Raw genomic sequence first — 18851 nt, forward strand, 5'->3', positions numbered from 1 at the left:
CCCTAAAAGTTGTAAACCACTTCTAACTTGTAGTCTTTAAGTGAAGCTTGAGCCTTTTCAAAATCCTGGGTAAAACCTAAAATGTAACCACCTCCGCCAGAACCACAAAGTTTAAGGTAGTAATCGTTGGTCTCAATTCCATTTTTCCATAAAGTATGGAACTGTTTTGGAATCATTGGCTTGAAATTATCCAAAACTACATGTGAAAGTTGCTTGATATTAGAAAACAAAGATTTTACGTCTCCTTTAAGAAAATCATCAACACAAGCATCAGTATATTTCACGAATTGATCCTTAAGCATGTTTCTGAAACCTTCCTGCTTCATGTTTTCCATAAAAATACTAACCATTGGTGCAGTTTCACCAACAATACCACTATCTAACAAAAAAACTGCTCCTTTTTTATGTTCTGTACTTTGCGAAGGAATCCCTGCAGGCTCAATATTATCTTTAGAATGTATTAAAATTGGTAGGCTTAAGTAACTATTTAATGGATCCAATCCAGAACTGCTACCGTGGAAGAATGACTCCATCAATCCAAAAATCTCTTTCAGCTTTAATAACTTATCTCTGGTTAGATTCTCAAGAACGGTAATTTTATCCTCGGCATATTTGTCATAAATCGCAGCTACCAATGCTCCGCTACTCCCAACCCCGTAACCTTGAGGTATACTACTATCAAAATGCATCCCGGCATCGATATCTTCTTGAAGCTTTTGCAAGTCAAACTTGACTACACCTTGCTCCTGGATCTCTGCTAAGTATTTTGCAAAATTTCTAAGGTTCTGGTTAGAATCTTTGGCTTCTTGATCCAAATCATCAGCAACTTTTAAGGCGCCTTTGAAAAAATTATAAGGAATAGAAAGTCCTTTGGAGTCTTTAATAATTCCGTATTCTCCAAACAATAATATCTTAGAATAAAATAGTGGTCCTTTCATTAGTTCTGGGTATATCTATATCTTATATGTCGCCTTACTAGGATAAAGTTACAATATTTTTGCTCCCCATCCTACTTTATCGCAAATATACTGCCCATTCTGGCAATACGCAACTAACTCGCTAGTAATGAACTCCAAAACCTGTTCTTTTTCCGAATTTGGGTACAAAACATGAACATTTGCACCTGCATCCAAAGTAAAACATATCTTGGATCCTGTTTTTTTACGATATTCCCAAATTTTCTCAATCACCGACAGCGTATTAGGTTTCATCAAAATGAAGTACGGTAATGAAGTCATCATCATAGCGTGTAGCGTTAAGGCTTCACTCTCTACAATCTCAATAAAAGCATCAAGGTCCCCAGAGATTAATACCTCTTTTAATTTTGTTATGTTTTCTGTTGCCTGCTCAAATCTCTTGGAGGCAAAAGGGTGTCCATGCATCAAATCATGACCTATAGTGCTACTTACTTGTTTTTCGCCTTTGTCTATCAACAAAATCGTATCCTGATAGTTATCAAAATGTTCGTGTATTGGATATGGAAATTTGACTGCGAAGGCATCACTGCTTCCAGTTATCTCCTGGTGCTTTCCCCAAACTGTCATAGGTCCCTCTATACTACGACAGGCACTCCCAGACCCTAATCGTGCCAAAAATGAAGCTTTTTGCAAACATTCTTCATTCGTCATTTCAGGATATATCATCTGCTCTAACTGCATGATGCAGAATGCTAATGCACTCATCCCACTTGCCGAAGAAGCTATCCCGCTACTGTGTGGAAATGTATTACTCGTTTCAATAGTGAAAGCGTATTTTTTTAAAAAAGGAACATATTTTTCGATACGTTCGAAGAACTTCTTAATTTTCGGGCGGAATTCAGGTTTGGGTTGTCCTTCAAAAAGTAAGGTGAAGTTAAAATCCTCTGAAATTAGATCTTGAAGCACATATTTAAGTGAAGTTGTTGTCTTACATGCATCCAGTGTAAAACTGATCGACGCATTTTCTGGCAACTGCACTGGGCGTTTCCCCCAATATTTCACTAATGCAATATTACTGGGAGAAGAACAGCTTATTATTCCTTCTTTTGGTAAATTTGCACCAACAGAAGAAGTAAATTCAAGATAATCGTTCATGGGATAAAATTTAAGCAAATATAAGTGCTGTATAGGACTTAAAAGTATAAGTAGTTAAAATAAATTGCTATTTTAGTATTGCACTAACTCATTTTAATGAAAATAAAGTTATTTCGTATTGGTATTGCCGTAGTATTATGCCTTTTAATAGGTTTTTTAAGTAGTATTGCTACTAAGACATCTATCGATACGTGGTATCAAACACTTAATAAGCCTTCATTTACCCCACCAAACTGGCTTTTTGGGCCGGTATGGGCGGTCTTATATATTATGATGGGTGTTGCAGCAGGAATTGTATGGAGCAAAGGTTTTTATCATAAATGGGTAAAAATTGCGTTATATCATTTTGGGTTTCAGTTATTACTGAATGCTGCGTGGTCTATTTTTTCTTTGGATTGCAAAACCCATTAATTGCATTACTGGATATTATTGCCCTTTTTATCCTGTTATTTTTTACCATTAGATGGTTTAAAGTTGTAAACAAAACTGCCGCTTACCTACTTATCCCTTATATTGCCTGGGTTGCTTTTGCGACTGCGTTAAATTTTGGCATATGGCGATTAAATTAAATGAAGAATAAGGAATAAGTTTTTGTATGAGCAAAAAAGCAATAGTCTTACAGACTACTCTAGAATTAATTACTAAACAAGGGATTAATGCAACCTCTCTTTCACAAATTATCAAAGAATCTGGCGTTGCAAATGGAACAGTATATCATCATTTTAAGAATAAAGAAGAAATTATAACCGAGTTATATCTAATGCTTACTCAGGATTTTGGTACCGTAGTTATGAGAAATGTACCCGAAGACGATTTAAAAAAGCAATTTACCGTGATGTGGCTCAATTTATTTTATTATTTCATCAATAACCCTTTGGCATTTATATTTTCTGAGCAAATTGCCCGTTCTCCAGAGATTCCACAATCTCTTAAAGATAGGGCACGGGATTATTACAATGAAATTCAGGAATATTTTAAGAAAGGAATCAAAAAGAAAATCTTCAAAGCATACAATACCCTTGTTATGGAAGAATTGTTCTTTGGAAATGTAGTGTCTTTGGTAAAAATACACGAAAACGAGCAGCTAAAACTTCAGGAAAAGCATATTAATCAGGCGATAGAAATCTCCTGGAGAGGTTTTTTGAAAGATTCGACGATTATCAATTAAAAATAAAAAAACCCGCATAGTGCGGGTTTTTTATATCATCTTTGATGCTAATTAAACACAATATTTACACAGGAATCTTTATACAGATTTTTTAAGACAAATTCTACGGCTTTTCTTGAATTTTCTGCTCTACCAATATTCCCTCCTTTAAAGGTAAGTTTACCGGTATCTCTGCTCCAGTAATATTCTTTATTATCAGATTTGATAATTCTCTTATTATCCTTGGTAGTTACCTGAAACGCATCAAATTCCTGACTGTATTCTAGCCCTGAAGGGAAATATACTTCGGTAACAAACTTAGTAGTACCTTTACCATATACATAGCAAACGCATTCACCTATATCTTTAGCTTCAGAAACCCGAACCATATTATTTTGAACGATTTTCCATCCTCCATTGGCACGAATAGCCACCATATCCATTAGCATTGTTCCTTTTTCTGCCAATCGCTTATCGATAAAAGATTCGAAATTAACTACTGCAGAAATGGTTCCTGCTCGTTCCTTTTGGGTTTTAAATACTACTTTATCCAGAGTCAGCCTGAACTTGTAATTATTATCATCGATAATATCATCCAATTGCGACGATATATCCTTTTTACTGTAGTTTTTCCTTACCAATGCACCTGATAAGTTTACATATACGGTATTTCCACTATATTTCTCATCAAACAGCTCTAGTACATCCATTTTATTGGTTCCTTGTGTAAGGGCATTCATCTTATTGATATACTCAGATAACAATTTTTCAATCGGTTCCCCATTGTTGGCCCAGCTGGCCGATCCATCAAAAACAAAAAGAAGAACAAGGAAAAGGGTAATTTTTTTCATAGTTAACGAGGTATTGGTTAAACTCCTTTAATTTACGAAAAAAAGCTCAGAATAGCTAGTTAACACCCTATTAAAACCTACAACAAATTACTTAATTCCAACAATTTAACCACAGTTTTCAAATTACGAGTAGTAGCGCTACAGTTTAGCTTTTTTTCAAAAAAATTGTTACTCAGTTTTGTTTTTCCATAGCCGTTGCCAGCATAGAAGTATATCACCTCGTCTCTAATCTCAATTTTCTCCTTTTCGTGCGAAGCGGCTGAAATTTCATGAATTCGAGATCTATCTGGAAGACTGTCTAAAAACGTAAAGAGCATTTTTTTCTCGTCCAGTTCTTCGTTCTCTAATTGTGTAAAAAAAGGATTAGCATGATAGATCGATAGCAGCACATCGGTAGACAATACCAAAACAGGAACATCAAAATCAAATGTATCTTTAATTCCCTTTTTGATTGTTTCTGCAATCGCATGTTTATCTATCATTTCACTTTCAAAAACAACATTTCCACTCTGTATATAGGTAGTCACATTACTAAATTTCAATTCCTCAAACATGGATGTAAGGTCAACCATCTTTATTTTCTTATGGCCACCTACGTTGATTCCTCTTAATAGCGCTATGTACTTTTGCATCTTGGTTATGATATATCTATTTTTTATTCTGTCGTAATCTCCAGACCGAAAGACACCTGTATTACGAATTTATAGCTTGCGCGGCAATAAAAGCACCAGTCCAAGCATTCTGAAAATTAAACCCTCCGGTAATAGCATCAATATTCAGCACCTCTCCAGCAAAATACAGGTTTTTATGTTTTTTACTTTCGTAAGTCTTGAAATTAACCTCTTTCAAATCTACTCCTCCCGCAGTTACAAACTCTTCTTTAAAGGTGCTTTTTCCCTTTATGGTGAAAATACCTGCGGTTAACTCTCTGGCAAGTGCCTGAAGTTGATTTTTATTCACGTCTGCCCATTTTTGATCCGATTGAATTTGAGCTGCCGTAACCAGGCTTTGCCAGAGTCTTTTCGGCAACTCAAACTGTGTATATTTTGAAACCTGTTGCTTAGCCATTTTTGTTTTAAAAACCTTCAATTCTTCAAGGGTTTCATCAAAAGTGTAGTATTCCCTCCAATTTACCTTGATTTCGAAATTATAGTTTAGAGCATGCAGCTCTGCTGCTCCCCAGGCCGACAACTTCAAAATGGCGGGACCACTCATCCCCCAATGCGTAATCAATAATGGGCCTTCACTAGATAATTTGGAGTTCTGAATCTTTACAGATGCTTGAGTAACCACACCCATCAGCTCCTTAATCCTCGAATCTTTGCAGTTAAAGGTAAACAGCGACGGAACCGGATCAACAATGCGATGACCCAAATCTTTAAGCATTTTCCATATCTTGGTGTTGCTACCTGTGGCAATCATCAATTTCTTGGCTTCAAAATCACTTGTATTCGTAGTTATCCTCCAACAATCATCCTTTGGTTGAATTTTTTTACCGCTTGACTGGTCAACACCTCTATATTCAATCTTTTGGTTTCTCCCAAAAAGCAATTAATGATAGTTTCTGAAGAATCTGTAACCGGAAACATTCTACCATCTTCTTCTATCTTCAACTCAACACCTCTTTCTTCAAACCATTCGATAGTATCTCCTGTCATAAAGGTATGGAAAGGTCCTTTTAATTCTTTTTCTCCTCTTGGGTAGTTTTTTACCAGTTCGTTAGGAATAAATTCGGCATGAGTAACATTACATCGCCCCCCTCCAGAAACCCGTACTTTTGACAATACTTCTTTTCCTCGTTCCAGAATAGCAATTTTCAATTTTGGATTGTGTTCTGCGGCATTGATCGCGGTAAAAAAACCCGCGGCGCCACCACCCACAATAATCAAATCATAGTTCATAGTGCAAAATTCGGAAAATCCGTGATCACTCCATCAACATTCCACGATTTTGATTTACGAATCAATGATATATCGTTTACCGTCCATACAAATACCTTAAAACCCTCGTCTTTTGCCAATAGAACTTCTTCTTCGGTAAGGTTCCGAATTGGTGGATGGACAGAAAAGGCTTCTAATTCTTTTGCAACCGGTAGAGCAACAGCAATACTTTCTTCAGTGAGCACACCAATTTTGTATTTTGAAGTAACTGTTGTAAGCTGTCTTAGTTGTTGATGATCAAAACTAGATAAGATAAAATCAGCGTTTTGCCAATTTGAATTTGGAATATACTCATCCAATAACTGTAAAGTGGGTAAGGCAGTGTGTTTCCCTTTCAACTCGATATTTAATTCAGATCTTCCATCAATGAGCGCTAATACTTCTTGTAAAGTCGGAATCAAAAAACCCTCTTCGGTACTGAATTGTCGTAATTCTTGTAGTGTAAAATCAGAAACCTCTCCTTTGCCATTGGTAGTTCTTTCTAAAGTTTCATCATGAATCACGACTAACTCTCCAGAACGGCACTGATGGATATCAATCTCGATCCCATCTACTTTGAAACGCAAGGCTTCTTTTACTGATTCCAGCGTATTTTCTGCCACCAATCCGGCAGCTCCTCGATGACCAAATATTTTCATATCCATTTTCGAAAAAAAATCCTCAGTTTCAGAATTTGAAACTCTCCTGCTGTACTATTGCCTTGTAGATGAATTATAGGTTTATGAATAAGGTATAATGAGTACCTAAACAATTATTCTTCTATGGGAATATCAGCTTCAATATCCATGCAAGGGTAGGACGAGACATCGGATTTGAAGCGATACAGTCAATTTATTTGCTTTTGACGATTAACTGTTTTTTTGCAATTCCCTAAATTCTCCTACACCTCGGTGTAGGAGAATTTTATAATTATTATTTAAACGCTGGCATCCCGGTAATATCCATACCTGTGATTAGCAAATGGATATCGTGTGTCCCTTCGTACGTAATTACACTTTCCAAATTCATCATATGTCTCATAATACTGTACTCTCCTGTAATTCCCATACCTCCGAGCACTTGTCTTGCTTCTCTTGCTATTTTTATGGCCATTTCTACATTATTTCGTTTTGCCATAGAAATCTGGGCAGAAGTTGCTTTTCCTTCATTTCGAAGTACTCCTAAACGCCAGGCCATTAACTGTGCTTTGGTGATCTCGGTGATCATTTCGGCCAATTTCTTTTGTTGTAACTGGGTAGCGGCAATTGGCTTATCAAACTGAATACGTTCTTTGGCGTATCGCAATGCAGTATCATAACAATCCATAGCAGCTCCAATAGCTCCCCAAGCGATCCCATATCTAGCAGAATCTAAACATCCCAGAGGTGCTCCCAATCCACTTTTATTCGGTAGCAGGTTTTCTTTGGGCACTTTTACATTATCAAAAATCAACTCTCCAGTGGCAGATGCACGTAGTGACCATTTATTATGGGTTTCAGGGGTTGAAAATCCTTCCATACCTCTTTCTACGACAAGCCCATGAATCCTTCCTTCTTCATTTTTGGCCCAAACCACCGCAATGTCTGCAAATGGCGCATTGGATATCCATAGTTTGGCTCCATTCAACAAATAATGATCTCCTTTATCTTTAAAATTGGTAGTCATCCCACCAGGGTTGGATCCATGATCGGGTTCGGTAAGACCAAAACACCCCATGAACTCTCCTGAAGCTAATTTGGGTAAATATTTTTTACGTTGTTCTTCATTTCCATATTTCCAGATCGGATACATTACCAATGAAGATTGTACCGACGAAGTAGAACGCACTCCAGAATCACCTCTTTCAATCTCTTGCATAATCAAACCATAACTAATTTGATCCAGCCCTGCTCCTCCATATTCCTCAGGAATATAAGGCCCAAAAGCACCAATTTCTGCTAAACCTTTGATAATCTGGTTGGGAAATTCTGCACGTTGTGCATATTCTTCTATAATTGGCGAAACTTCTCGTTTTACCCAGCTACGAGCTGCATCTCTTACTAATTTATGCTCGTCTGAGAGTAATTCATCGATTTGATAATAGTCTGGAGCTTCAAAAAGATCTGGCTTCATATACAACAATATTAATTTATGATATCTTCAAAAATAGTGAGATTCATTAACAAATAATCAAAATAGAACAGGTTTTATTTTCCTTTGCTTTAAAAAATGTTATTTCTCTTAAAAGAACCTTAAAACAAAACGAATTTGACTTTCCTCTATATCATTTTACAGTTCAAAAACCTCAACTTGAGACACCTCTTTATACTATAATTCAGAATAAAATTCGTGTACGAATTCCGCAGTCAATATTCTTTTTCTACACAAATAAGAATTCCTTAACAATTTTTATGAAAACGTTCATTTTATATTCAAAAAATTGAAAATCAAATAGATACACTAAAAACACACCCTTAACCTTCTTATGGCATAATTCTTCTACTAGATAAAGCGAATTAAATTTTTAAAACCTAAAAGAGATTAAACGATGAAAAAATTATTTGTATTGCCAGTATTAGCATTAGGGTTATTAGTAGGAACACAAAGCATTAATGCTCAAGAAATTGCCTCAAACGATACAGAAACTGTAACTCCGATTCAGGATAAATATATCGATTTGGCTGTAGAAAATCTTCCACAAAAGGTCTTGGATGCGGTTGCAAAAGATTTTGCAGGAGCTTCTATCGAAAGTGCCGCAGCCAAGGAAGATGCATCTGAGTTCAAATTGATCCTAAAACAAGGAGATAAAGAGATGGAGGTATATTGTGATGCTGATGGAAATTGGATCACGAAAAAATAATAGTGTACGATCTTAATTCACGCTGTTTTCACATTTAGCGAATTAAGCTTTGTAGAGTGATTGGATTTCGGGAAAGGAAGGCTTTTGTAGCTTTCCTTTTCTTATTTTACATTTTTAGATAAAAGTCTTTGACCAGATTGATGTATTGATCCGTATATATATGTCTGGAGCTTTCAATCACCAGCTCCTCTACTTCTACTTCCTTTCTATCTCTGGTAAACACTAAAAGACTTCTTTTTATTTTGGTACTAGAAGCACCTTTGACCCTGGTATTTTTTTGCACAAACAATCCTACCTGCTCTGCTATACGTATCACTTTTTCTTCTTCCTGAAATGGGACAATGATTGCCAATCTACCACTTTCAGATAATAATTTTGATGCTCCGATCAACAAATGATCAAATGGGAGCGCATCCTGAAACCTTGCTAAATCTCTTTGATCACTATCGGTTTTGTAGTCTTCAGCATAAAATGGAGGATTACTGATCAGTAGATCATATTGCTCATCGATTTCCTGCACGAACTCTTGAAAAGAAGCATGGTAACAAAACAATCGATCTCCCCAGGATGAAGCTTCAAAATTTTCTACCGCTTGCTCATAGGCATCAGCATCGATTTCTAAAGCATCTACAATCTGAGCCTGACTTCGTTGCGCCATCATCAAGGCGATTACACCAGTACCTGTACCAATATCTAAGATAGCGTTAACAGTGTCGTCTATTGGCACCCAGGCACCAAGCAATACCCCATCTGTACCAATTTTCATGGCACAGCGGTCTTGTTGAATCGTAAATTGTTTGAATTGAAAAGGCTTATCCATAGGTCTCCCGGATTCTATTGCAAGTATAAATCGATCAACCCTTCTGGAGTGGTTACATGTACCGTCTTAGTATCTCGATCTACGCTATCAATAAACTCATCGTTCATTGGGATCAGAATTTCTGTTCCCTTTCGATCTATCTCGAACAATGCCTGAGCTGTACTATCGTTGATCGCTTTGATGACACCCACCTCTCCAAACGAAGTGTCTATTATCGTAAAGCCAATTACCTCGTGGTAGTAGAACTGATTTCCTTCTAGTTTTGGAAGTAAGGACAACGGAAGATATATTTCTGCTTTCATCAGATCATCGGCATCTTCTTCAGAATCTACATCTTCAAATTTTACACGTAGTAAATCACTTTTATGCAGTTTGCTTTTTTCAATAAAAAATGGAACCAAGTTATTGTTATAATTAACAAAAACTGATTCCATTTTTACATAACTTTCGGGCTCATCGGTATCCAATTTAATCAATACCTCCCCCTTAAAACTGAATTTACTTACGATTTTACCTAGATAGAAGCAATCTTCTTTCTTCATCATAAATAAAGCAACTATTCTTCTTCGTTGCTAGCTTCTTCGGTTACTTCTGCTGCAGCTTCTTCTGCATTAGCCTCTGCATCAACTTGAGCAGCCTCGGCCGCACGCTTAGCATTAACTTCTTTTTCAGCTTCTAAAATTTTAGCTTTTGCATCAGCATCAGCTTTAGCAAGTGCATCTTTTTTAGAATTGATACTACCTTCTTTTTCTGCAACCCAAGCCTGGAATTTTTCCTCAGCTTGTTCTTCAGTCAAAGCTCCTTTTCTTACACCACCAAGTAAATGGTTCTTAAGCATCGCTCCTTTGTAAGATAAGATTGCTCTAGCAGTATCGGTTGGTTGCGCTCCATTTTGCAACCACTGTACAGCTCCATCGATATTTAAATCGATACTCGCTGGATTTACGTTTGGATTGTAAGTTCCTAATTTTTCAAGAAATCTACCATCTCTTTTAGCTCGAGCATCTGCTGCTACGATCCAGTAAAAAGGCTTCCCTTTTTTACCATGTCTCTGTAATCTAATTTTAACAGGCATATAAATTAATTTTTGGGTACACGACCCGGTTCATAATTGAGGGCGCAAAGGTAAGTATTTTGAAACAAACAATATACAATTTAGCTATTTATTTGATTTATACTGATCTCCTTCTTCAAAATTCATAAAACCCTATAGCATTCAATCCTCTATAAAGCCACAAGAAAATTCGTATAAATAAAACAACATTTCTTTAAAAAGCATCACAATTGTGTATTTCATCGATAAAATATGCTTTTTTTCGACCAAAAAATTGTTTTACTCAAATTTTCATTATATGTTTGTATGGTAAACACGTGACTATGGTCCTACTGTAGTCTAAATTGCAAAGCCCCAAGCCTATGACTAAAATAACTACTCTATTTTATGTACTTCTATGCCTTTTAATTACGTCTTGTTCTAAAGACATTGTAATTAATGATCCTTCATTACAGGCAGAAATAGAAGGAGAAACATTTAGAACTTCCATAAAGAAGGCCGTTATTTATGATGATGGTACTTTAGTAATTTCTGGTAGTGAAGGTGAAAGAACGATAAGTTTTACTACTTCTTCTACCAAAATTGGAACTTATAAATTAGACCAGCAAACCTTAAGCAAGGTTAGTTATAAAAATTTTGAAAAGAAATTTATTCCGGTAGATGGAGAGACTGCAGGAGAAGTTGTAATTACTGAAATCTACAACAACGAAATCTCTGGTAACTTCTATTTTAAAAATCTTAAGGATGATAGTGGTGATATCGTAAACTTCAATCACGGATGGTTCTACAGATTACCGATAGAAAATGCAACTATCATTGAAGAGCCGGAAATAGAAATCAATCCTTGTCTATTAAATGCTTCCTTGACTGCGATGGTGGATGGCAATGAGATGATTACCGACGACCATACTGCAGATATCTTTGGTGTAAAAGATGCCTCTATATTAATAAGAGCTACCAACGAAAACAGTGAAATTGTAATTGTAATGCCTTCTGACACAACTCCAGGAACCTATTCTTTAACTGGGTCTGGTGATTATAGTGCTACCTACTCATGGAGAGGAGATAAATCATCTGCTTCGTCTGGAACATTAATCATTAGTGAACATAATACAGATACACAATGTATCAGCGGAAGTTTCGAATTTGAAACCAGAAGTGGTACACAAGTAACTGAAGGTTTCTTTGATTTTGGTTATTAAACTCAATCTCAACTTGACCCGAAAAGCGCTTATCTTGACCGTAAGCGCTTTTTATTTTTTACGCTTCCCAAATTTCGAATTCAAAAGGTCCAAAATTACCGCTTACAACTACGCAAACCTTCCGAAACCCCAGTAAAATAAGTTAGCTAGCTAACATTTGACTCTTTCAAGAGCACAAAAAAAAGAGCCGATTTCTGTTAATTAACTCTTAATAAAATCATAAAATCATCACTTTAACATTCATTATTGTAAGCCACTTTTTGAGCCCTTACCCCTCATAAACACTCATATTTTTTACTTATTGAAAAAAATTAACAATAAGTTTCTTCTATTATTTAAGTTTTTTTGCTGTAAGCCCTAATTCTTGTGGTCGTCTCAATTTATATCAAAATCGAATGGTTTTGATTTTGAACCTCAAAAACGATTGGCCAGTTGTTTTTCATGAAATATAAACACACAAAAAAAACGAAAAATGAAAAATTTAAAGACCGTATTCTTAAGCCTATTAGTTACTTTTTTAGCTGCGTCTTGTAGTGATGATGATGCAGTAATCCCACCACCAAATCCAGATCCCTCTGAAGCAAGTTTATTACTAGAAAGTATCAGAGAGGATGGAGGTATCCCTTATGATGCAGATAATCCTGCACTAACTTTTACTGATGCACAGAATGTATTTTTACCAAGTGTACTAGGTATTGACTTTCGTGTAGATCGATCTGTTGTGCCAGCAGGACCTACAGCGCGTTTTCCTATGTTCCGTGGTTGGGAAACTACACCAAATGGACCAAGAGAACTATATTACGTAATTACTGAAGCTTCAGACAGAGAAATGGCCAGAGACTTGGGAGTAATTTTTGCCCCTAGAATGGCTGCTGCCGTTGGATCCGGAGGAGAGCAAAATGCGACTTTTACAGACGATGGAAGATTGGTGTTTGAAGGATCTGTTGATTTTTCACCAAAACGATCTCTAGTTGCCGGAGGACAAGATGGATTATTATTTGGGTTCCCTCCTGCAGAAGTTAACCCTGGTGCTATTGCAGATGCAGCATGGTCTTCGTATGTAGTATTACCAAGTGGTATTGTGATTAATGCGCAACCTGTAGCAAACAGTACTGGAATTCATGATAGAATCCCTAATCCAGCAGGTAACGAGCAAGAGCAAGAAGATGACTTAAACAATCCTAATTTTGCTCCAGATCAAGCTTCTGTAGTATTGCAATTGTTAGACGGATGGCATGACGGAAGACCATATTACTTCCACATTGTAACAGACACTTCAGATCCTGCTCCAGCAACTATAGAATTAGGAGTTTTTGCACCAAGATTAGCACAATTACCAACTTTTGGATTGTTCCCGGGAGGATCTATGCTACCATTTAGCCCAACTGCAAATGGAGTATTACCAGAAGCTAATAACCCAAATGGTTTCCAAGGTTTAAATACCGCTTCTCTAAGTAATCGTCAGCAAAATGATCCTACAAACACATTCCCAATTGACCCTAGCGATGAGAGATACGCTCCAATGTGGGATGCACATATTACAGAATTTACAATTCCAGCAGAAGATCGTCCAATCTTACAAAGTTTTGAGCAAATTAATGATCTTTTGGCGGATGGAACTTTAATTCCTTTTAGAGGAAACATAAATCCTAGTCCACTTGATAACTCATTATCAAACTTGCTTACTGCAACTGGAGCTATAATCAACTGTCCGGTTATTACACAACCAGATGCAAGTGTTATCGGAACTCAAATAGGATCACCTCGTAATAATTAATAATAGATATCATTGAAATAGAATTAGCAAAAAATATTTCTTGGAATATCTCAAAGCTTGGCTACAAATTAGCCAAGCTTTCTTTGTTTTTTATTCGGTTAATAATTCTGGATAACTTTTCAGAAATACAACCTAATATTTTGTGTATTTTTGAGAGTTAATTGTTAGGGATACTCTTTCTTGTAAATAAACTTCTATGTATTTAATCTTCGATACCGAAACTACTGGATTACCGAAACGCTGGGACGCACCTATTAGCGACACTGACAACTGGCCCAGGTGTATCCAGATCGCATGGCAACTACATGACGAATTAGGGAATTGTATCGAACATCAGGATTATTTGGTAAAACCCGAAGGGTTTAATATCCCTTATGACGCAGAAAAAATACACGGTATATCTACCGAGCTTGCAGAACAAGACGGAATAACGCTACAAGAAGTTCTGGAGAAATTTAATATCGCCCTTTCAAAAACAAAATTTGTCGTTGGTCAAAATGTTGGATTCGATGTGAATATCATGGGGGCCGAGTTTTATCGACTTGGTGTATCCAATAATCTTCAAGAATTACCGGTATTAGACACTTGTACCGAAACTACGGCGGAGCTTTGTAGAATCCCTGGAGGTCGTGGAGGTAAATTTAAGCTCCCTACACTTACCGAATTGCACGAATACTTATTTGGTGTAGGTTTTAACGAAGCGCATAATGCAACTGCCGATGTAGAAGCCACAACGAGATGTTTTTTGGAACTGATTCGTAAAGAAGTCTTTACAATTGAAGAACTGGACGTACAACCAGACTATTTTTACAACTTTAAAGAAGTCAATGCAGAGCCTATACAATTAATTGGGCTTAAACATATTAATCTCAAGAAGGCTTCTCAAAAAATTCGTGAAGAAATTGCAGCGCAAGGTACCACCTCGCTTTCTCAAGAAGAAATTAATGAAAATATAGCAGCTCTTGATGAAGTTGGTTTTGCACACCTGCATAATCATACTCAATTCTCGGTACTACAATCTACTACGAGTATCCCGGATTTGGTAAAAGCTGCTGCCAAGCACAAAATGAATGCCGTAGCCATGACCGATCATGCGAATATGATGGCTGCTTTTCACTTTGTACAAGCGGTTTCAAATCACAACAAAGCGGTAAAAGCTGCTAACGAAGAAGCAATAGAAAATGGAGAGGAACCGAATGGTGTAGAAATGAAACCTATCGTGGGATGTGAGTTTTTTGTTTGCGAAAACCACAAGGATAAATCCAGAAAAGATAATGGATATCAAATTGTAATGCTCGCCAAAAACAAAAGAGGATATCACAATCTGGCCAAAATGTCTTCAATTGCCTTTGTTGATGGGTTTTACTACGTACCTAGAATCGACAAAGAAGTTATCAAACAATATAAAGAAGATGTAATCGTACTTACAGGAAACTTGTATGGAGAAGTTCCTAGTAAAGTCTTAAACATTGGAGAAAAACAAGCTGAAGAAGCACTACTATGGTGGCACCAAGAGTTTGGAGATGATCTCTATATCGAAATTATGCGACATGATCAAGAGGATGAAAATCGTGTCAATCAAGTCCTTTTAGAGTTTGCAAAAAAACATCAAATAAAAACCATAGCTACAAACAACACCTATTATTGCGAGAAAGAAGATGCCAATGCGCACGATATTTTATTGTGTGTAAAAGATGGCGAAAAACAAGCAACTCCTATAGGTCGGGGTCGAGGATATCGCTATGGGTTACCCAATCAGGAATATTACTTTAAATCTCAAGAGGAAATGAAAAACCTCTTCAAAGATTTACCAGAAGCTATTATTAATATTCAGGAAATTATAGATAAAATCGAACCTTTCGTACTTGCGAGAGATGTACTTTTACCTGCTTTTGATATTCCCGATGAATTTTTATTTGAAGAAGACAAGTTGGATGGAGGGAAACGTGGAGAGAATAAATACTTAAGACATATCACCTATGAAGGTGCTAAAAAAAGATATGGAGAAATCACACCAGAGATTGATGAGCGTCTAGATTTTGAACTCAAAGTAATCGAAAAAACAGGATACCCTGGGTATTTTTTGATTGTTGAAGATTTCATTCGTGCAGCACGTGACATGGATGTATCTGTGGGACCTGGACGAGGATCTGCAGCAGGTTCGGCGGTTGCTTACTGTTTATGGATTACAAATCTGGATCCGATTAAATACGACTTACTTTTTGAGCGTTTCCTGAATCCGGATCGTGTAAGTATGCCCGATATTGATATCGATTTTGATGACGAAGGACGAGGACGAGTAATGGATTATGTAATCGAGAAATATGGAGCTAATCAGGTAGCACAGATTATTACCTATGGTACCATGGCCGCCAAATCCTCGATACGGGATACTGCCAGGGTACTAGATCTTCCATTAGGAGATGCAGATCGTATTGCCAAGTTGATTCCAAACATGTCTAAACTAGGTAAAATTTTTGGTGTTGACGAAGCTACATTAAAGAAAAAATTCAGAAGTGACGAATTAGAAAAAGTAAACGAGTTACTTAACATAGCAGAAGGTAGTGATCTTGAAGCAGAAACTTTGAACCAAGCACGAGTTCTGGAAGGATCCGTTCGTAATACAGGAATTCATGCCTGTGGGGTAATTATTACTCCCGATGATATTACCAAATTCGTTCCTGTGGCTTTGGCCAAGGATTCTGATATGTACTGTACGCAATTCGACAACTCGGTTGTAGAAAGTGCAGGGCTACTAAAAATGGATTTCTTAGGTCTTAAAACCTTGACACTGATCAAGGATACCGTAAAAATTGTGAAGGCCAAACATGGTGTCGAGTTGGACCCAGAGAATTTCCCTTTGGATGACGAAGAAACGTATGCACTTTTCCAGCGTGGTGAAACGGTAGGGATATTCCAATACGAATCTCCTGGGATGCAAAAATATTTAAAGGAGCTAAAACCAACGGTATTTGCGGATCTTATTGCTATGAACGCACTGTACCGTCCGGGACCACTTGAATATATTCCTAGTTTTATCAACAGGAAACACGGTACCGAAGAAATCATTTATGACCTTGAAGCCTGCGAAGAGTATCTACAAGAAACCTACGGAATCACAGTATATCAGGAGCAGGTGATGCTACTTTCTCAAAAGTTAGCAGATTTTACCAAAGGTGAAGCCGATGTATTGCGTAAAGCGATGGGTAAAAAACAAAAGGCGGTACTTGATAAAATGAAGCCTAAGTTCATTCAACAAGCAGCCGCAAAAGGACATCCTGAAGACAGACTTGAGAAAATCTGGAAAGACTGGGAAGCTTTTGCTGCATATGCGTTCAACAAATCTCACTCTACTTGTTATGCATGGATCGCATACCAGACAGCATACCTCAAAGCACACTATCCTGCAGAGTATATGGCGGCAGTATTATCCAACAACATGAACGACATCAAGCAGGTCACTTTCTTTATGGAAGAGTGTAAGAGGATGAAATTAGAGGTATTAGGACCAGATGTAAATGAATCCTACCGCAAGTTTTCTGTAAACAAAGACGGAGCGGTTCGCTTTGGTATGGGAGCGATCAAAGGAGTAGGAACCGGTGCAGTAGCTACCATAGTCGAAAATCGTAAAGAAGACGGCCCTTACAGATCTATTTTTGACCTCGCTAAGCGTATTGACCTTAGAGCTGCCAACAAAAAAGCTTTTGAAAGTTTGGCACTGGCAGGAGGGTTTGATTCATTTTCTGACACGCACAGAGGACAATATTTTCATGAAGAAGGAGATGGAATCACCTTTCTCGAAAAAGCAATGAAATATGGATCCAAATACCAGGAAAGTGAAAATTCCTCGCAAGTAAGTTTATTTGGAGAATCTAGTGAAGTGCAAATCCCAGAACCTATTGTTCCACCTTGCGAAGAATGGGGGACCATGGAGAAATTGGCAAGAGAGAAAGAGGTAGTAGGGATTTATTTATCTGGGCATCCGCTAGATGATTTTAAATATGAAATGAAATATTTCTGCAATGCCACACTGTTAAATTTTGCAGATTTAGAAAGCAACGTAAATCGAGAACTTTCTTTTGGTGGAGTAATCACCAATGTAGAGCATCGTACTTCAAAAAACGGTAAAGGGTGGGCTACGTTTACCATTGAGGATTATAACACTGCACACGAATTTAGAATTTTTGGCGAAGAATATTTAAAACATCGACCCTTTTTGGTAAAGAGCACATTTGTATACTCCAAAGCATTTATCAAAGAAGGGTGGGTAAACCGAGATACCGGAAAAAAAGGAGATCCGAGAATCCAATTCAATAGCTTTCAGCTATTACATGATGTAATGGAAAGTTATGCCAGAAAGCTAACAATTCAGCTGGATATCAACGAATTGTCAGATGGCAGAATCGATCAACTAAAAGAGTTGTTTACTGAACATTCTGGTAGCCATACACTCAACTTTGTGATTTACGAAATGGCCGAACAATTAAAATTGCATATGCCAAGTCGAAAACAGAAGGTAAATATATCTCAGGAATTGTTGCGGGCTTTAGAAAATGAATCGGTGTATTATAAATTGAATTAATCAAAAAAACTTAGCGCCCAATTTTCTGCTTCATCCAGCTCATTAAAGAAAGTAAACGCCTCATTCCATAAAGGTTGTTCCTGCATGGCTCGTTTGACCTCTTCTGGATTCTTGGAAACTATCGCGAAACCGATCATATTCTTTAGAATTCTACCTTTATACACATCTAGATCAATATCATGCGGATATTTACGATGAGTAATAAAAATAAAATTTCTTTCCTGGTAATATGATGCCAACAGATCGGTAATCTCTGCAGCTGTTTCGATGGTTATGGCAGATCCCTGGTGCATGACTAAAATCGCACAGGTTTGTTTGAACACCAGATTGCAATATGGTAATTGGATTTCTTTGGGCATGTTAGTGAATCTGATATAAAGATACCGTTATTTTTTTCTTTCGTCATCACTTATTTCAAAACACGATTTTGAGGTAATTATTTTTTTTAATTGTAAATTACAGTATATTCCCTCATTGAGGAAAAATTTGGTTTTGTATCAGAAAAACAAATGCCTCTATAGGCAAAACAAATATTACGTTTGTAAGCTTTGGCAGAATTATTGACTAATTTTGTGAATATTTAAAGTA

Annotated in this window: 15 protein-coding genes and 2 pseudogenes; 6 read left to right on the forward strand and 11 right to left on the reverse strand. The window is 36.9% G+C overall.

Features of this window, described 5'->3' with window-relative positions; all coding sequences use genetic code 11:
* Positions 1–2: 2 nt before the first annotated feature.
* The gene (locus AC0L3Q_RS22095; protein ID WP_073321232.1) at positions 3–938 is read right to left on the reverse strand and encodes a mevalonate kinase family protein; all 936 of its coding nucleotides are present in this window, start codon (positions 936–938) and stop codon (positions 3–5) included.
* Between the two features lie 48 nt (positions 939–986).
* A complete protein-coding gene (locus AC0L3Q_RS22100) occupies positions 987–2072 on the reverse strand; it encodes a diphosphomevalonate decarboxylase (protein WP_473282994.1) in 1086 nt (361 codons plus the stop codon).
* A 96-nt stretch (positions 2073–2168) separates the two neighbouring features.
* Between AC0L3Q_RS22100 and AC0L3Q_RS22105 the strand changes: the two are divergent.
* Together AC0L3Q_RS22105 and AC0L3Q_RS22110 are read left to right on the forward strand one after the other, a co-directional pair.
* Positions 2169–2572 (forward strand): annotated as a pseudogene (locus AC0L3Q_RS22105) (TspO/MBR family protein); the annotation flags it as partial.
* Between the two features lie 95 nt (positions 2573–2667).
* On the forward strand, positions 2668–3240 hold the full coding sequence (locus tag AC0L3Q_RS22110; RefSeq protein WP_073321225.1) for a TetR/AcrR family transcriptional regulator: 573 nt from the start codon (positions 2668–2670) through the stop codon (positions 3238–3240).
* A 47-nt stretch (positions 3241–3287) separates the two neighbouring features.
* Here AC0L3Q_RS22110 and AC0L3Q_RS22115 read toward each other — a convergent pair whose 3' ends face one another.
* The 5 genes and pseudogenes from AC0L3Q_RS22115 to AC0L3Q_RS22135 form a co-directional block, all read right to left on the reverse strand.
* A complete protein-coding gene (locus AC0L3Q_RS22115) occupies positions 3288–4070 on the reverse strand; it encodes a hypothetical protein (protein WP_473282996.1) in 783 nt (260 codons plus the stop codon).
* 77 nt (positions 4071–4147) lie between these two features.
* Positions 4148–4702 carry a DUF1697 domain-containing protein gene (locus AC0L3Q_RS22120; RefSeq protein ID WP_473282998.1) on the reverse strand — a complete coding sequence of 185 codons (555 nt, stop codon included), beginning with the start codon at positions 4700–4702 and terminating at the stop codon, positions 4148–4150.
* A gap of 61 nt (positions 4703–4763) precedes the next feature.
* A pseudogene (locus tag AC0L3Q_RS22125) lies at positions 4764–5971 on the reverse strand (BaiN/RdsA family NAD(P)/FAD-dependent oxidoreductase).
* On the reverse strand, positions 5968–6648 hold the full coding sequence (locus AC0L3Q_RS22130) for a glycerophosphodiester phosphodiesterase (RefSeq protein WP_473282999.1): 681 nt from the start codon (positions 6646–6648) through the stop codon (positions 5968–5970). The pseudogene AC0L3Q_RS22125 and the gene AC0L3Q_RS22130 overlap by 4 nt, the downstream one beginning before the upstream one ends.
* 274 nt (positions 6649–6922) lie before the next feature.
* The gene (locus AC0L3Q_RS22135) at positions 6923–8101 is read right to left on the reverse strand and encodes an acyl-CoA dehydrogenase family protein (RefSeq protein WP_073321212.1); all 1179 of its coding nucleotides are present in this window, start codon (positions 8099–8101) and stop codon (positions 6923–6925) included.
* Positions 8102–8516: 415 nt separating this feature from the next.
* Between AC0L3Q_RS22135 and AC0L3Q_RS22140 the strand changes: the two genes are divergently transcribed.
* Positions 8517–8828 carry a hypothetical protein gene (locus AC0L3Q_RS22140; RefSeq protein ID WP_473283001.1) on the forward strand — a complete coding sequence of 104 codons (312 nt, stop codon included), beginning with the start codon at positions 8517–8519 and terminating at the stop codon, positions 8826–8828.
* 106 nt (positions 8829–8934) lie between these two features.
* Here AC0L3Q_RS22140 and AC0L3Q_RS22145 read toward each other — a convergent pair whose 3' ends face one another.
* The 3 genes from AC0L3Q_RS22145 to AC0L3Q_RS22155 are packed head-to-tail and all read right to left on the reverse strand — an operon-like array spanning position 8935 to position 10723.
* Positions 8935–9648, reverse strand: coding sequence for a tRNA1(Val) (adenine(37)-N6)-methyltransferase (locus AC0L3Q_RS22145; RefSeq protein ID WP_473283003.1), 714 nt, complete (start codon positions 9646–9648; stop codon positions 8935–8937).
* A gap of 14 nt (positions 9649–9662) precedes the next feature.
* Positions 9663–10190: a ribosome maturation factor RimM gene (gene rimM, locus AC0L3Q_RS22150; protein ID WP_073321202.1), complete on the reverse strand. Its 528-nt coding sequence runs from the start codon at positions 10188–10190 to the stop codon at positions 9663–9665.
* 14 nt (positions 10191–10204) lie between these two features.
* Positions 10205–10723 (reverse strand): 30S ribosomal protein S16, encoded by a 519-nt coding sequence (locus tag AC0L3Q_RS22155; RefSeq protein ID WP_473283005.1) that lies wholly within the window; start codon positions 10721–10723, stop codon positions 10205–10207.
* A 341-nt stretch (positions 10724–11064) separates the two neighbouring features.
* Between AC0L3Q_RS22155 and AC0L3Q_RS22160 the strand changes: the two genes are divergently transcribed.
* The 3 genes from AC0L3Q_RS22160 (at position 11065) to dnaE (ending at position 18263) form a co-directional block, all read left to right on the forward strand.
* Positions 11065–11904, forward strand: coding sequence for a DUF6252 domain-containing protein (locus AC0L3Q_RS22160; RefSeq protein WP_473283007.1), 840 nt, complete (start codon positions 11065–11067; stop codon positions 11902–11904).
* A 472-nt stretch (positions 11905–12376) separates the two neighbouring features.
* Positions 12377–13681 (forward strand): hypothetical protein, encoded by a 1305-nt coding sequence (locus AC0L3Q_RS22165; protein WP_073321195.1) that lies wholly within the window; start codon positions 12377–12379, stop codon positions 13679–13681.
* Between the two features lie 196 nt (positions 13682–13877).
* Positions 13878–18263, forward strand: a complete 4386-nt coding sequence (dnaE, locus tag AC0L3Q_RS22170) for a DNA polymerase III subunit alpha (RefSeq protein ID WP_473283009.1) — start codon at positions 13878–13880, stop codon at positions 18261–18263.
* On the opposite strand, the gene AC0L3Q_RS22175 is transcribed toward dnaE, so the two are convergent.
* Positions 18260–18622: a hypothetical protein gene (locus tag AC0L3Q_RS22175; protein WP_473283011.1), complete on the reverse strand. Its 363-nt coding sequence runs from the start codon at positions 18620–18622 to the stop codon at positions 18260–18262. The two genes, dnaE and AC0L3Q_RS22175, sit on opposite strands and share 4 nt — an antisense overlap.
* Positions 18623–18851: the final 229 nt, after the last annotated feature.

The sequence above is a fragment of the Aquimarina sp. KJ22-3 genome (assembly GCF_055808215.1).

What these genes read in the sequence shown, in the direction of transcription:
- AC0L3Q_RS22095 (WP_073321232.1), bottom strand. Translation starts at nt 938, where the DNA reads ATGAAAGGACCACTATTTTATTCTAAGATATTATTGTTTGGAGAATAC.
- AC0L3Q_RS22100 (WP_473282994.1), bottom strand. Translation starts at nt 2,072, where the DNA reads ATGAACGATTATCTTGAATTTACTTCTTCTGTTGGTGCAAATTTACCA.
- AC0L3Q_RS22110 (WP_073321225.1), top strand. Translation starts at nt 2,668, where the DNA reads ATGAGCAAAAAAGCAATAGTCTTACAGACTACTCTAGAATTAATTACT.
- AC0L3Q_RS22175 (WP_473283011.1), bottom strand. Translation starts at nt 18,622, where the DNA reads ATGCCCAAAGAAATCCAATTACCATATTGCAATCTGGTGTTCAAACAA.
- AC0L3Q_RS22155 (WP_473283005.1), bottom strand. Translation starts at nt 10,723, where the DNA reads ATGCCTGTTAAAATTAGATTACAGAGACATGGTAAAAAAGGGAAGCCT.
- AC0L3Q_RS22165 (WP_073321195.1), top strand. Translation starts at nt 12,377, where the DNA reads ATGAAAAATTTAAAGACCGTATTCTTAAGCCTATTAGTTACTTTTTTA.
- AC0L3Q_RS22140 (WP_473283001.1), top strand. Translation starts at nt 8,517, where the DNA reads ATGAAAAAATTATTTGTATTGCCAGTATTAGCATTAGGGTTATTAGTA.
- AC0L3Q_RS22115 (WP_473282996.1), bottom strand. Translation starts at nt 4,070, where the DNA reads ATGAAAAAAATTACCCTTTTCCTTGTTCTTCTTTTTGTTTTTGATGGA.
- AC0L3Q_RS22135 (WP_073321212.1), bottom strand. Translation starts at nt 8,101, where the DNA reads ATGAAGCCAGATCTTTTTGAAGCTCCAGACTATTATCAAATCGATGAA.
- AC0L3Q_RS22145 (WP_473283003.1), bottom strand. Translation starts at nt 9,648, where the DNA reads ATGGATAAGCCTTTTCAATTCAAACAATTTACGATTCAACAAGACCGC.
- AC0L3Q_RS22130 (WP_473282999.1), bottom strand. Translation starts at nt 6,648, where the DNA reads ATGAAAATATTTGGTCATCGAGGAGCTGCCGGATTGGTGGCAGAAAAT.
- rimM (WP_073321202.1), bottom strand. Translation starts at nt 10,190, where the DNA reads ATGAAGAAAGAAGATTGCTTCTATCTAGGTAAAATCGTAAGTAAATTC.
- AC0L3Q_RS22120 (WP_473282998.1), bottom strand. Translation starts at nt 4,702, where the DNA reads ATGCAAAAGTACATAGCGCTATTAAGAGGAATCAACGTAGGTGGCCAT.
- AC0L3Q_RS22160 (WP_473283007.1), top strand. Translation starts at nt 11,065, where the DNA reads ATGACTAAAATAACTACTCTATTTTATGTACTTCTATGCCTTTTAATT.
- dnaE (WP_473283009.1), top strand. Translation starts at nt 13,878, where the DNA reads ATGTATTTAATCTTCGATACCGAAACTACTGGATTACCGAAACGCTGG.